This window comes from Arthrobacter sp. AG367 (assembly GCF_007828995.1).
Lineage (GTDB): Bacteria > Actinomycetota > Actinomycetes > Actinomycetales > Micrococcaceae > Arthrobacter.
In genome coordinates, this window is the sequence record NZ_VIVE01000009.1 from 1 (window position 1) to 13361 (window position 13361).

The window sequence follows — 13361 nt, forward strand, 5'->3', positions numbered from 1 at the left end:
ACCACACCCCAACCTTCATCCCCCCACCCCACCTCGACCCCACCCAAAAACCCCAACAAAACCACTACTTCAAACCCCCACCACCACCCCACCAACACGAATGAAGACCAGACGGCCTTGCCACTACGGTTGCCCAGAAGTCCCGGCCGGGACCCCCCTTGCCATCAGGCTCTTCCGGCCCGGCCCGGCCCTTCCTTCGACAACACCACCCGGGGACCGGCAGCCTCAGTTAGGCTTCAAGCATGACGGGCACATCAGTGCGAACGTTGCTGAATTTCTCTGCCTAGATCAGTCCAGCGAGCCTATTCAGCCGGGCCAATCGAAGGAGCACATGGGCCTTGACCGGAAACTTGGGTGCCCCGGCAGTGTGGCCGCGGCCACCGGAACTTCCTGCGCCGGTATTCTCCGACCAGCGGTGGCTCGACGCAGTCTTCCTCCACTGGCGCATCACGGAGGAAGAGGCAGCAACTTTCATGCCCGATGGCGTCCGGCCGGACGTGTTCGACGGCAGTTCGTGGGTGGGCCTGATCGGTTTCCGCATGGAACAGGCGGGACTTGGACGCGGGCCGGGCATTCCCTATCTGGGGAGCTTCAACGAGGTCAACGTTCGGCTATATTCGCGGGAACCAAATGGGACCCGCGGCGTAGTGTTCCTGAGCCTGGATGCGAACCGGCTACCCGTCGTTCTGGCAACGCGAGCGGTGGGAATTCCCTACGTGTGGTCCCGTATCCGGCAAAGGCCGCCTTTTCCCGGCAGTAGCGTCCGGCGCCAGCATGGCCACAGCGAGGTCGAGGCCGCCGCGATCACTGATGAATTTCCTGTGGGCTACTCCGTGCGCCGGTTCGGCAGCGCGGCGGCACGCAGCGACTTCACGGTGGTTCCCAGACTCCCCGCCGCCGCCGGCGATCCCCTGTCAGTCTTTCTGACCGCCAGGTTCGGCATGCATGGGCACTTCTTCGGAAGGACGGCCTTCATACCGAACACGCACCAAGCGTGGCCACTGTTCGGAGCTAATGTCCACCAGCTCAGCGACGGACTCATCAAAGCTGCCGGCATCAGTGTGGGCGGGCCGCCCGAGTCTGTCCTCTACTCGCCCGGAGTCCGGACCAGATTCGGCAGGCCACGCCTGGTCTGCGCCAGCGCCACCGGCTAAACCTCACGATCCGGCTGATGCAAACCTTTAGACGTCCAGCCAGCCCTGGCCTTCGCTGAAAGTACTCACCAGCGTGCCCACCCCCGCCTGCAGGGAGTTCGACGGGTCGAAGTACAAGGATGCCTCCGAGGCGCGGCTGTGGGTGATCAGCTGCTCAGCCTCGAGCTTCGCCTCGGGCACGGTAGCTCCGATAATTGCCGTACGGGCCGGAAGCTCGGGCGTGTGCACCACGTCGGCGCCGGTCTGGGTCAGCGGAACCGTGGTGCCGGTGTTGATCTCGTCGTGCGGGAACTCGAACTCGGCATCACCGGGAGCGGCAGGAACTGTGTACTCCAGGAAATAGGTCATACTCCACCCTTGCAGAAAAGCCGCCACTGCCAAAAGCCCTGATGGACTACTTGCCCAGGCCGGCCTTCCTGAGCGCCTCCGCCATTGCCGTGTTGATGGGCTGGGCTACAGGAGTGGGACGGCCACCACCCGCGGTCCTGCCTGACGGCTGATTCCCTGGCTGTTGCCGGTCCGGGCGTCCGCTGCGCTCACCCTTGCCGCCGCCCACTCCCCGGCGGTTGTCGTTCCCGCCCGGTCTCCCTGCCCCGGGCTTCGCCGAGCCGCTCCGCCCGGAACCTGCACCGCCCCTGGCCGGTTCGTCGTCGAGCTTTAGGGTCAACGAAATCCGCTTCCGCTCAGGATCAGCTTCCAGGACCTTGACCCTGACCACCTGGCCGGACTTCACCACCTCGCGCGGATCGGACACAAAGCGGTTGGCCAGGGCGGAGACGTGGACCAGGCCGTCCTGGTGGACTCCGATGTCCACGAAGGCACCAAACGCCGCAACGTTGGTCACGGTTCCTTCGAGAATCATGCCCGGCAACAGATCAGCGATCTTTTCGATCCCCTCCGAGAAGGTGGCGGCGGCAAAGGCGGGCCGGGGGTCGCGCCCCGGTTTGTCCAGCTCAGCCAAGATGTCCCTGACCGTCGGCAGACCGAAGGTATCGTCAACGAACTTCTGTGGGTCCAGGGACGACGCCGGGGCCGCGCCGGCGGCCTTCAAAACCTTGCGCGCGACGCCGTATGCCTCCGGGTGCACGCTCGACGCGTCCAACGGCTCGGCTCCTCCGGAGATCCTCAGGAAGCCGGCACACTGTTCGAAGGCCTTCGCGCCCAGCCGCGGTACCTTCTTGAGGTCGGTGCGCTTGTTGAAGGGTCCGTGCTCGTTCCGGTAGGCCACAATGTTTTCGCTCAGCAAAGGACCGACGCCGGCCACCCGGCTCAGCAGCGCGGGCGAGGCGGTGTTGACGTCAACACCCACGGCGTTGACGCAGTCCTCCACGACGGCGTCCAGGCTGCGGTCCAGCTTCGACGCCGTCACGTCGTGCTGGTACTGGCCCACGCCGATGGATTTGGGGTCGATCTTCACGAGTTCGGCCAGCGGATCCTGCAGCCGCCGGGCAATGGAAACGGCGCCCCGGAGCGAAACGTCCATTCCCGGCAGTTCCGCGGCGGCGAGCGCGGAAGCAGAGTAGACGGACGCGCCAGCCTCGGACACCACGAGTTTCTGCGGTTTCCGGTCCACGTCCGGGAGGAGCTTGATCAGTTCGGCAGCCAATTTGTCCGTCTCGCGGGACGCCGTGCCGTTGCCGATGGCTACGAGTTCGACGGCGTGCTGCCGCGCCAACCGCACCAGGGTGGCCAGGGCGTCGTCCCACCTGCGTGCCGGGGCGTGCGGGTAGACCGTGTCTGTGGCCACCACCTTGCCGGTGCCGTCCACCACTGCGACCTTGACGCCCGTGCGCAGTCCGGGATCCAGCCCCAGCGTGGCGCGGTTTCCAGCAGGGGCGGCCAGCAGGACGTCGCGGAGGTTTGCCGCGAACACCCTGACCGCTTCGTCTTCCGCCGCCGCGAATAACCTTGCCCGAAGATCAGAGGTGAGGCGGGACAGCACGCGGGAGCGCCATGCCACCTGCGCGGTCTGCAGCAGCCAGGCGTCGGCGGGGCGGCCGCGGTCGGCGACCCCGAGGAACCTGGCCACGGCGGACTCGTAGCGGGCGCGGGCGTCGGTGAGGGCGGCGTCGTCCGATGGATCGGCTTCGGCGAGGTCCAGCTCAAGGATGCCGTCCTTCTCCCCGCGGAACAGCGCGAGGACCCGGTGGGACGGCATCCTGTCCGGCGCCTGGGCGAACTCAAAGTAGTCCGCAAATTTCTGGCCTTCTGCCTCTTTGCCCTTCTTGACGCGGGACACCATCCGGCCCTGGACCCACAGCCGGTCCCGCAAATTTGCTGCGAGGTCGGGATCCTGGGCCACCCTTTCCACCAGGATGGAGCGTGCACCTGCGAGCGCGGCGGCGGCGTCATCAACGGAATGCGCGCTGTTGAGGTACTTCGCGGCCTCGCGGTCGGGATCCAGGTCCGGCCGCTTCAAGAGTGTGTCCGCGAGCGGCTCCAGGCCTGCTTCCCGGGCGATCTGGGCCTTCGTCCGCCGCTTGGACTTGAACGGCAGGTAGATGTCCTCAAGCCGCGACTTGGTGTCCGCCGCCAAGATTGCCTTGCGCAGTTCCGGCGTCAGCTGGCCTTGCGCTTCGATCGCGTCGAGGACGGCACGACGGCGGTCCGCCAGCTCCCGGAGGTAGCGGAGCCGTTCGTCGAGGTCGCGGAGTTGGGTGTCGTCCAGCGTCCCGGTGGCTTCCTTGCGGTACCGGGCGATGAACGGAACTGTCGAGCCGCCGTCGAGCAATTCAACTGCAGCCTTCACTTGCCAGGCCTTGACCCCCAGCTCAGCAGCGATCTGGGCAAAGAGTTCGTCCTCCCCTGATGCGCTGGGGCGGACGGAAGCGGCGGAAGGTCCTGGCATTTGGGTCACCAGAACATCTTGCCTTACCGGCCTGCGGGGCTCCACCGCCGCCGTACTCGCTGAGGCGCCATAGGGAGAAGCAGGTATTCCCCTGGGACGCGCAAAGTGCTGTAGTGGACTAGCCATCACTGGCACCCATGCTCGAGGAAGAGGCCACCATGCGGGAATTGCTGGTTGTGTTTCAGGACGGGTTCGACGAAGCGAACGTCACCGTGACCGTGAACGGGAAGGCTGTGCGCAGGGATGTGGGGATTTCCACGAATCCGCTTCTCGGCATCGCGTCAGAGGTCTCGGTAGAGCTGCCGGCCAAGGGTGCCCAGGTGGGCGTTGAGGTCACCAACCGTGGGCTGAAAGCCATCACCAAGGTCAGCGGCAGGCCCAAGAGTGTGCTGGTGTCCATCGAGGACGGGCGCTTGGTGATGAAGGAAGGGACCGGCCGGGAAGCCGTGCTCTAGCGCTTTTTCCTTGCGGCAAAACTGGCTCTGGTAAGAGTCCATTCGTTGGAGTAGCATCTGATCACCGCCGGCATCCGATGGAGTCCGGCGGGCCACATAATTCTTCAGCCGTGAGGTCGTCGGATGACCTTCCGGTGTTGCTGCCCGGGACCAGCACCCCAGACAGCCAACGACGGCGGCACCCATGATGGGTGCCGCCGTCGTCGTTTTGTTCGACTCGGCCGATCCGCCGCTCAGCCCTGGTAAGCGGCTCAGCCCTGGTAGGCGGGGTAATCCGTGTAGCCGGTGGCGCCTTCGGCGTAGAAGGTGGAGGCGTCGGGCTCGTTCAGCGGAAGGCTTTCCTTCCAGCGGCGGGCAAGGTCCGGGTTGGCGATCGCGGGGCGGCCCACCACCACGGCGTCCGCATGGCCCTCAGCCACCAGGCTCACGGCTTCTTCCCGGGTGGTGACCACGCCGAAGCCTGTGTTCACCAGGAAGGTGCCGCCGAAGCGTACGCGAAGATCCTGGACAAGTTCGCCGGCAGGTTCGTGGTGCAGGATGCTCAGGTAGGCGAGGTTGAGCGGCGCAATGCTGTCCACGAGGACTTCGTACGTGGCACGAACATCCGCGGCGTCGGTCTCGGCAATGCCCTGGACGTTGTGCTCCGGGGAAATGCGCAGGCCCACCCGGTTTGCGCCGAGGGCGGCAACCACTGCGTTGACCGTTTCGATCACAAAACGGGCGCGGTTCTCGGGTGATCCGCCGTAGCTGTCGGTCCGGATGTTGGAATTCGGCGCCAGGAACTCGTGCAGGAGGTAACCGTTGGCCGAGTGCAGTTCCACACCGTCGAACCCTGCCTCAATTGCGTTCAGGGAGGCGTTGACGATCTCCTGGATGACGACGGGGAGTTCGTCGGTGGTCAGTGCCTGCGGCACCGGGTAGGGCTTCTTGCCGGCCGGCGTCCGGACGTCGCCGTCAATCGCTACTGCACTGGGGGCGACGATGGGCAGACCGCCGGTGATGTCAGGGTGCGAAACCCGGCCGCCGTGCATGATCTGGGCGAACATGCGCCCGCCTTCGGCGTGGACGGCATCCGTAACCTTTTTCCACCCTGCAACCTGCTCCTGGGTGACGATGCCCGGCTGGCCGGGATAGGCCTGTCCTGCGGGAGTGGGGTAGGTGCCCTCGCTGACGATGAGGCCAAGGGACGCGCGCTGGCGGTAGTGCTCGACGACGAGCGGGCCCGGGATGCCTTCCTGACCGGCGCGGAGGCGGGTCAGGGGTGCCATCACCAGCCGGTTGGGAAGTTCAAGTTCGCCGAGGGTGAGTGGGGAAAACAGCATGCGCAGTTCCTTTCGAAGGCTGAAGACGTACTGCCTTTGCCAACTGTGGGGCGCGTGCAACTATTCCGGACTTTCGCGGGTGCGATAGGGATCACAGCCAGTTCTGCCCTGCTTTTGAACCTACCGTGGTGCTCCGGCACCCGGACAGCCCTGTCCCTGGGGATTGGCGTTGCAGTCGTCGGCGTAGTTGCGGGTGAGCGAGCGCCAGACGCTGATCCCTTGCGGGGGCGCGCGGAACTGGCCCTGGCCGGGTATCGGAAGGGGTGGACCGGAGTTCACCGAATAGGTGCCTTGGAACGAGGTTGTCAGCACCACCTGGAAATCGCCGGTGGATGCGTAGGCGTGGCTGGTCCGGGTCTTCTCGCCCCACCTGTCCTGCGGCAAGGCGCCGCCCATTGACGGCTGGGGGCCGAAAACCGTGCCGTCCCCGTAGTTCCAGGTGTATTGGACGGGTGTCGCCACCACGTGTACCTGTTGGCCAAACATGGTGATGTCGAACTGCTGTTCAATCGCTTCCGCGTAAAAGTTCGTCTCCGCGCCCCGGAGGGTATTGGGGCTGGGCTGCGCCACAACCTTCCCGGCGTTGACCGGCAGGTTCTGGAACTGGCGCTGGATATCGGCGGCGATCCGGGGCAGGAGGTCCTCGGGCTTCGGATCGTAAAGGCAGGTGGGTCCTGAGTGATGCGCCCAAACCGCGCCGGGTACGCCCCGCGGCCGCGACAGCCACACGACCGGAATGCCCTTGGCACCGTCCTCCCGGTCCTTGCAGTCGAGCTGGCGGGCAAGGCAAGGGGTGTCAAAGTCTCCTCCGCCGAGGTGGCATTGGAGCTCGTACTTGTACTCGTTGGGGTCGGTGCTTACAGTCCCAGGTTCAGGTGGAGACATATGACCGGTGACTGGATCCTTAGTCCAACTGTCAACGTCTATTCCCACCTCACCGAAATCAGCTTCAAGACCGTCATCCGCAAATCCTGGGGGCACGAGCCCGGCGTTCAAAACCACCAATATGATCAGGAACGAAACAATGCTTCGCGAGCTTAATCGAAGCATCAGCGTAAGGGATGCAGATCGTTGACGCGCCAGGCGCCAGCCTCGAAGTTGGCCAACAGTACGTTGCCCGTGTTCGAACCGTTACTGGCAGTTCTAAACTCCCTGCCGCCGGGCTCGTAGTAACTGATAGGACTCTGCAGGACCTGCAAAATGACTTGGAAGTTTCCATCAGCAGATCTCTCAAACGTAGTCGTCCTGACAGGAATCGTGATCTTCCCACCCGACAGCCAGCGATTCCCTTGATAGTTGGTAATCAGAGAAGTGCTTAGTTTCGAGCAATAGTCACAGCCTGGCGAGGTTACTGACTCTAGGCCCGCCACATCACCAGTCTGGTAAGCGTAATTGAGTAGTTCAAACCAATAGGCAGTAAACGCCTCTAGTCCTTCCCTCGTTTCTGTCTTGGCTACTTCCGGCAGCACGGGGACGGGAACGTTTTGGGCAGGCCCGGACGCGTCGGCTGGCTTATAGACGGCGCTGGGTGTGGGGGTGGGAGTCGGCGTGGTGCTGGCTGTGGGCGTCTCGGCCGCCACGGGCGACGAAGTGCCGCCCGGCCCCGGAGAGCCCCCGGAATTGCAGCCGGACAGAGCCAGTGAAAGACCAATAACAAGGGCTGCTGCCCCGGACCGCACAGCACGGGACGTAAAGAAGTTCTGTGATGTCATGGGCCGCTGTACCCCCAGTAAATTTCAAGACGGCTTGCTCCGGACAGTGAGTTAAGGGTAGCCCACGTCACAATTCGGCGACCGAACTTATCCACAGGCGGACCCGGTTCCGTTTCTACCATCCGGAATGCGACAGAAGAAGTCATAAAGGAAGCCGGCACACCACGTGCACCGGCTTCCTTTTTGTAATGACCGTTAGAACTAAAGCGCCTATTTTCCGGCTGGGAGCACCAACTCCCCTGTCTTGTCCGTCGACAAGGCGAGCGAAGAAACGTACTGGATACCGCCGTCGGGAGCGTCCTGCGCGGAACGCACCATGTCCGGCCGCTCGAATTCCAACCCCGTCACGTGGCACAGGAGCTTGGCGTCGCTCGGGTTCCCCTCGGCGTCGAACATGGGCAGATCAATGCCGTCTTCGGTGCGGCGAAGATAAAACCTGCCGCGGGTCAGCACAGCGAGAACCGGCGGCAGGACCAGCGCCAGGCCAACCGCGAAAATGGGCGAGTACGGCTGGATTGCGGCACCGAACGCACCAAAGAACACGGCAATGGAAATTCCTGCGGACACCAGCATGGACACGAATCCGACCGGGTTCACGGCGTACAGCATGCCGCGGCGGAACTCCGGCACCTTCGGCGAGATCTTCAGCAGGTACTTGTTGATGGCGATATCGGACGCCACCGTGACCACCCAGGCCATGGCGCAGTTGGCGTAGAAACCGAGGATGGTATTGAGGAAATCGAACATGTTCGCTTCCATCAGAACCAGCGCAATCAGCAGGTTCACCACGACGAACACCATCCGGCCCGGGTACGTCTTAGTGATGCGCGTGAACGAGTTGGTCCACGCCAGGGAGCCCGAATAAGCGTTCGTGACGTTGATCTTAATCTGCGAGATGACCACCAGCACCACGGCCAGCGTCATGGCCAGCCAGGCCGGCATCATCTCCTGGTAGACGCCCAGGAACTGGTGCACGGGCTCATTGGCCGTGGCAGAGGCGGCGGGGTCCAGTGTGGCGATCAGGTAGATGGCGATAAACAGTCCCACAATCTGCTTGATCGCCCCAAAGATCACCCAGCCCGGACCGGCAAGGATCACCGCGCGCCACCAGGCTCCCTTGTTGGCCTCGGTACGCGGCGGCATGAACCGGAGGTAGTCGATCTGCTCGGCGATCTGCGCCATCAGGGACAGGCACACTCCGGCTGCGAGCATCACGGACGCCAGGTTCGGTCCGCCATCGCCGGACGCACCCGTGTACGCGAAGAAGCTGTCGATGCTCTCCGGATGGGACATCAGCAGGTAGCCCACGGGAACCACCATCAGCAGCAGCCACAGCGGAGTGGTCCACACCTGAAGTTTGGCCAGGGTGTTCATCCCATAAATCACCAGCGGGATGATGATCACGGTGGAGGCGGCATACCCCAGCCACTGCGGGACGCCGAGCCCGAGCTCCAGGCCCTGCGCCATGATGGAGCCCTCCAGCGCAAAGAAGATGAAGGTGAAGGTCGCGAAAATAACGTTCGTGACCACCGATCCGTAGTAGCCAAAGCCGGAACCGCGGGTGATCAGGTCCAGGTCGATGTTGTACCGGGCCGCGTAGTAGGCCAAGGGGAATCCGGTGGCGAAGATGACGACGGCTGCCACCAGGATCCCCAGGATCGCGTTGACAGTGCCGTACGAGATCCCGATGTTCGCGCCGATCGAGAAGTCCGCCAGGTAGGCGATGCCGCCCAGCGCGCTCGTTGCCACCACTCCTGCACTCCACTTGCGGTAGGAGCGCGGCGCGAACCGCAGCGTGTAGTCCTCCAGGCTTTCCTTGGTGGCGTTCAGCGCCGCAGTGTTGCCTGCCGTCGGGGTTGCCGGGGAATGTCCGACGACGGCGGCACCGGATGGTGCCGCCGGTTCCAGTAATTGCGTTGTATCTGTGTCGTTGCCCATTAGGTGCGTCGCTTTCGTTTGCGTTTAGCCATCACGGCCCTGCGTGCGACGCTATCCAGCAGGAAAGACAGTCCGGTCACAAGCCTGTTTCGGAAGTGTTAACCCTTGACGGACCTGTCACAAACAGGCGGAGATGGGTACAAAGCCTCTGGCGCATTTCTACTGCGAGTAGAACAATGGCCGCATGATGTTTGAACACGCGGACGGCAATCCCGTCCTGGAACTCGATGACGAGCAGTCCTGGCGCCTGCTGGCGGCAACGCAGCACGGGCGGCTGGTGGTTTCTGTTGCGGGGGAACCGGACATTTTCCCGGTGAATTACGTGACCTCAAACCGGAAGGTCTACCTGCGCACGGCGCCGGGAAACAAACTCGCGCAACTGACCATCAACGCCCAGGTGCTGTTCGAGACCGACGGCATCCTCTCGCAGGAGGCCTGGTCGGTTGTCCTGAGGGGCACAGCGCGTGTGCTCAGCAATTCGGATGAGCTCGCAGCCATTGAGGAGCTTGGCCTGAAGACCTGGGTTCCAACACTCAAGGACTTCTACGTGGAGATCGAACCGAAGTCCGTCAGTGGCCGGCACTTCGTGTTCGGCGAACAGCCGGAACGGGAGATCTAACCGCTCCTAGACTGGAAGGATGGCGGACAGGTCCACTGCAGACAAGCTCACCCCCGAGCAGCGCAGCTGGAACATGTCCCGGATCCGCGGCAAGAACACCAAACCCGAGCTTCTGGTCCGCAGGTTGCTGCACGCCAAGGGCTATCGGTACCGCCTGCACGGCAGGTCCGGCGGCAGCAAACTGCCGGGAAATCCGGATCTCGTCTTCGCCGCCCGGCACAAGGTGATCTTCGTCAACGGCTGCTTCTGGCATTTCCATGACTGCAGGGTGGGCCTGCACGCTCCGAAAGCCAACGCCGAGTTCTGGGCCGCCAAACGCACCCGGACGCGAGAGCGCGACGAAGGTCAGCGCCGGCAGTTGGAAGACGCCGGCTGGGAAGTGCTGACAGTCTGGGAGTGCGAGCTGAAGGACCGTTCAGCCCTCGAAACCCAGTTGGTGAACTTCCTGGACGCCGGCGGCTGACGCAGGAATTCTTGAGGAAATCTTTAGCCGCTGCCGGCACTGTCCTTGATCCTGGCGGGGCAGGATGAACGGGTTGCCGCGATCAGGCAGCACGCCACTGACAGTTTCGGAGCGTCTATCCCATTTCCCCTAGCTTCTCCGGGCCAACAGGGCGGACTTGAAGGCGGATGCCGACGAGTCACTGCTGTTGATGCGCCAGTCCGTTTCCTTCTGCAGATGGAACCAGACGAAGCCCATCACGTCCGGCTGCGCGGCCAGATAAGACACCAGGTCCGTGTTCCAGGCGGCTTTGGAACCACCCAACTCACTGGACGCTGTCTCCGCGATCAGGACGGGTTTTCCGGGTGCCAGGGTGCGGAGCTGGGAGATGCCGGGGCCAAGGAGATCCATCGGGGAAACCCAGCTGCTCCAGGTTTGGGACGTGCCCCAGTTGTAGCCGTCCAGCGCCACGATGTCCACGTAACCTGCCCCCGGGTACAGGCCGGCCATGTCGGTCGAGCCCCAGTAGGGCACGTTCGGGGACCAAACCCACTGGACATTGGCGGCACCCGTCGCGGCGACAACGTCGTGCACATGACGCCAAGCGACCACATAGTCTCCGGGCTGGTTGCCGTTGACGCCCTCGGCCCACGGGTACCAGTTGCCGTTCATCTCGTGCGCAAAGCGCAGCATGACCGGCTTGCCCCAGGCCGCCAGCGACTGGCCCCACTGGGTGATATTTGCGTCGAAGTCACCGGCAGCCACCCGGTCAAGCGAATAGGCCGGCTGTTCCACCCCTCCGCCCCAAGCCCACGGCTCCCAGGTCACCAGGGGCGTGGCACCCCGCGAGCGCACCGCATCCATTTCGGTGATTGGCGGAGACTGCAGGAAATCCTTGTAGAACATGACCATCGAGGGACTTTCCCCGGCCAGCGTGGCCACCTCGTCAAGCTCGGTGCCGGCCAGCGCTCCCCCGGCGGTTGCCACTCCGAAGCGCAAGGGAGCCGTGCTGACTGTGGGCGGCTGCGGGGCGGGCGCTGGTGCCGGAGCCGGAGCCGGAGCCGGAGCAGCCTGAACCACGAAAATCGCGGAAGCCTTGATGGACGAGGTCTTGGCAGTGATGGTGAGGTTTCCGGTTGACGCCGCTGGAATGGTGATCCCCGTACTGAAAGCACCCGTCGATGTGGTCTGGAACGCGAAGGTCGTGGAACCCACAATCACTGTCCCGGTAGTGGAGACCTTGAACCCTGTTCCGGTAACGGTCACCGCGGAACCGGCCGGACCGGAAGCCGGGTTGAGCATAACTTGAGGTGAAGTGGCTGCGCTGGCCGGCTGGATTATGGACACGGCCAAACCAGCCACGATTAAGAGCGCGGCAAATAAGGTCCTGAGCGTTCGGAACACGGCAATCTATCCCCGGATTGAAGGCGGTTTTGGGCCGCTGTTGACGTCAATGCGGAAAGCACTGGCCTTGATCCTATGGGCAGCAAACCGCACTCCCATCAAGAAAACCACAATTCTTGCCGAGTCTTCTGCAAGGTAAAGGGAACGGTCCTAACCTGAAAAAAGACGAAGCACCTCCGCATTACCACCCTGTTTTCCGAGTCAGCAATTCCAGCAGAAAGGAGTGTCATGAGCACTTCAGATGATGCGCCCAGGCCGCTGGTAGACCAGTCCGTCCTGGACCGGCTGCGGGAAGAGCTTGAGGAGGAAGAAGGCTACAGCAGGGTCTTCGTGGGGAACTTCATCGAGTACCTGCCACAACGGCTGGCCCGTTTGCGGCTTGCCCTGACCACCGGAGACCTCGACGGATCGATGGATGCCGTCCTCAGCTTGAAGACCTCAAGCCAGATGGTTGGAGCCGAGCGGCTGGCGGGGCTTGCCCTGGAACTGGAGAACGAGATCCGGGCCGAGGCGCGACACGCTGACATGACGGTGGCATTGCCCAGGCTGGCAGCCGCGTACCTGCGGCCCATCACCCAGTGCAGCAGGCAAACCACGCACCGGCTGCAGGCTCAGTGCTGCCCGGGCGCCAAGCGATAACCCACTCCGCGGACTGTTTGCAGCCACCGCGGCTGCTGCGGCGAGTCGCCCAGCTTTTTGCGCAGGTTTCCCATGTGGACCTCGACGGAACGTTCGTCGGCCTCGCTGATGTAACTGCCGACGTCGTAATCCTCATCCCGAAGCCTGCGCACCAGGTCGGACTTGGTCCGGACCGTCCGGCCGGCTTCCAGGAGCGCGTACAGGAGTTCGAACTCCGTTCGGGTCAGGTTCATCTCTTTGCCGTCGACGGCCACCGTGCGGGACGCGTAGCTGAGTTCCAGCCCGTTGTGGCTGAAGTTTCCACGCTCGGGGTGGGCAGTTCCGTCTTGGGAAGCATCCACCGTTACCTCGCCGGGCTCGGGAACGGAGCGTGGCCGCCGCATCATGGCCGCGACGCGGGCGCGCAATTCGCGCGGCCGGAACGGTTTGGTGAGGTAGTCGTCCGCACCCGACTCGAGCCCGATCAGGGTGTCCAGTTCCTCGGTGCGGGCCGTGAGCATCACGATGTAGGCATCCGAAAACTCGCGGATCTGCCGCGACACCTCGAATCCGTCGATGTCCGGCAACCCCAGGTCCAGGGTGATGACGTCAGGATTCAGGCTCTTTGCCATCAGGACGCCCTCCGCGCCGCCGCTGGCGACCGAGACGTCGAATCCAGCCTGGGTCAGCACAGTGCGAACCAGTTCCCGAATGTCGTGGTCATCCTCGATGACCAGACCCACACGTGCCTCACTCATAGAGCCCCCTCAGTGCCAACGTCAGAAGTATAGCTGGCTGCGGATATCCTGCTGGTATGGCCCTGCAAACCCCCACATCCGCGTCTTCCAC

Annotated in this window: 13 protein-coding genes; 5 read left to right on the forward strand and 8 right to left on the reverse strand. The window is 63.5% G+C overall.

The features are described 5' to 3' along the window. The first annotated feature begins 338 nt into the window (after window positions 1-338). The gene (locus FB478_RS18190) at window positions 339-1154 is read left to right on the forward strand and encodes a YqjF family protein (protein ID WP_144601257.1); all 816 of its coding nucleotides are present in this window, start codon (window positions 339-341) and stop codon (window positions 1152-1154) included. 27 nt (window positions 1155-1181) lie between these two features. Here the strand turns inward: FB478_RS18190 and FB478_RS18195 are convergent, their stop codons facing one another. Together FB478_RS18195 and FB478_RS18200 are read right to left on the reverse strand one after the other, a co-directional pair. Further along, a complete protein-coding gene (locus FB478_RS18195; RefSeq protein WP_144601258.1) occupies window positions 1182-1502 on the reverse strand; it encodes a hypothetical protein in 321 nt (106 codons plus the stop codon). A gap of 46 nt (window positions 1503-1548) precedes the next feature. Beyond that, window positions 1549-4002, reverse strand: a complete 2454-nt coding sequence (locus FB478_RS18200) for a Tex family protein (protein WP_144601308.1) — start codon at window positions 4000-4002, stop codon at window positions 1549-1551. Window positions 4003-4139: 137 nt separating this feature from the next. Between FB478_RS18200 and FB478_RS18205 the strand changes: the two genes are divergently transcribed. Beyond that, window positions 4140-4457: a hypothetical protein gene (locus tag FB478_RS18205; RefSeq protein ID WP_018769621.1), complete on the forward strand. Its 318-nt coding sequence runs from the start codon at window positions 4140-4142 to the stop codon at window positions 4455-4457. Between the two features lie 251 nt (window positions 4458-4708). Here FB478_RS18205 and FB478_RS18210 read toward each other — a convergent pair whose 3' ends face one another. The 4 genes from FB478_RS18210 to FB478_RS18220 all read right to left on the reverse strand — a co-directional run bounded on the left by FB478_RS18210 (window position 4709) and on the right by FB478_RS18220 (window position 9429). Beyond that, window positions 4709-5779 (reverse strand): alkene reductase, encoded by a 1071-nt coding sequence (locus FB478_RS18210; protein ID WP_134165609.1) that lies wholly within the window; start codon window positions 5777-5779, stop codon window positions 4709-4711. Window positions 5780-5899: 120 nt separating this feature from the next. Then, the gene (locus FB478_RS18215; RefSeq protein WP_261377448.1) at window positions 5900-6664 is read right to left on the reverse strand and encodes a PKD domain-containing protein; all 765 of its coding nucleotides are present in this window, start codon (window positions 6662-6664) and stop codon (window positions 5900-5902) included. 164 nt (window positions 6665-6828) lie between these two features. Beyond that, on the reverse strand, window positions 6829-7491 hold the full coding sequence (locus FB478_RS21255) for a DUF6318 family protein (RefSeq protein ID WP_222430070.1): 663 nt from the start codon (window positions 7489-7491) through the stop codon (window positions 6829-6831). Window positions 7492-7701: 210 nt separating this feature from the next. Beyond that, window positions 7702-9429 carry a cytosine permease gene (locus FB478_RS18220; protein WP_144601259.1) on the reverse strand — a complete coding sequence of 576 codons (1728 nt, stop codon included), beginning with the start codon at window positions 9427-9429 and terminating at the stop codon, window positions 7702-7704. 184 nt (window positions 9430-9613) lie between these two features. Here FB478_RS18220 and FB478_RS18225 point away from each other — a divergent pair, with 184 nt between their 5' ends. Both FB478_RS18225 and FB478_RS18230 read left to right on the forward strand, forming a co-directional pair. Beyond that, on the forward strand, window positions 9614-10048 hold the full coding sequence (locus FB478_RS18225) for a pyridoxamine 5'-phosphate oxidase family protein (RefSeq protein WP_026265824.1): 435 nt from the start codon (window positions 9614-9616) through the stop codon (window positions 10046-10048). Between the two features lie 19 nt (window positions 10049-10067). Next, window positions 10068-10511, forward strand: a complete 444-nt coding sequence (locus FB478_RS18230) for a very short patch repair endonuclease (protein WP_144601260.1) — start codon at window positions 10068-10070, stop codon at window positions 10509-10511. 129 nt (window positions 10512-10640) lie between these two features. On the opposite strand, the gene FB478_RS18235 is transcribed toward FB478_RS18230, so the two are convergent. Beyond that, window positions 10641-11792: a glycosyl hydrolase gene (locus tag FB478_RS18235; protein ID WP_261377449.1), complete on the reverse strand. Its 1152-nt coding sequence runs from the start codon at window positions 11790-11792 to the stop codon at window positions 10641-10643. Between the two features lie 330 nt (window positions 11793-12122). Between FB478_RS18235 and FB478_RS18240 the strand changes: the two genes are divergently transcribed. Then, window positions 12123-12533 (forward strand): Hpt domain-containing protein, encoded by a 411-nt coding sequence (locus tag FB478_RS18240; protein WP_018769614.1) that lies wholly within the window; start codon window positions 12123-12125, stop codon window positions 12531-12533. Here the strand turns inward: FB478_RS18240 and FB478_RS18245 are convergent. Then, window positions 12506-13270: a response regulator transcription factor gene (locus FB478_RS18245; protein ID WP_186447835.1), complete on the reverse strand. Its 765-nt coding sequence runs from the start codon at window positions 13268-13270 to the stop codon at window positions 12506-12508. The genes FB478_RS18240 and FB478_RS18245 overlap by 28 nt on opposite strands. Between the last annotated feature and the right edge of the window lie 91 nt (window positions 13271-13361).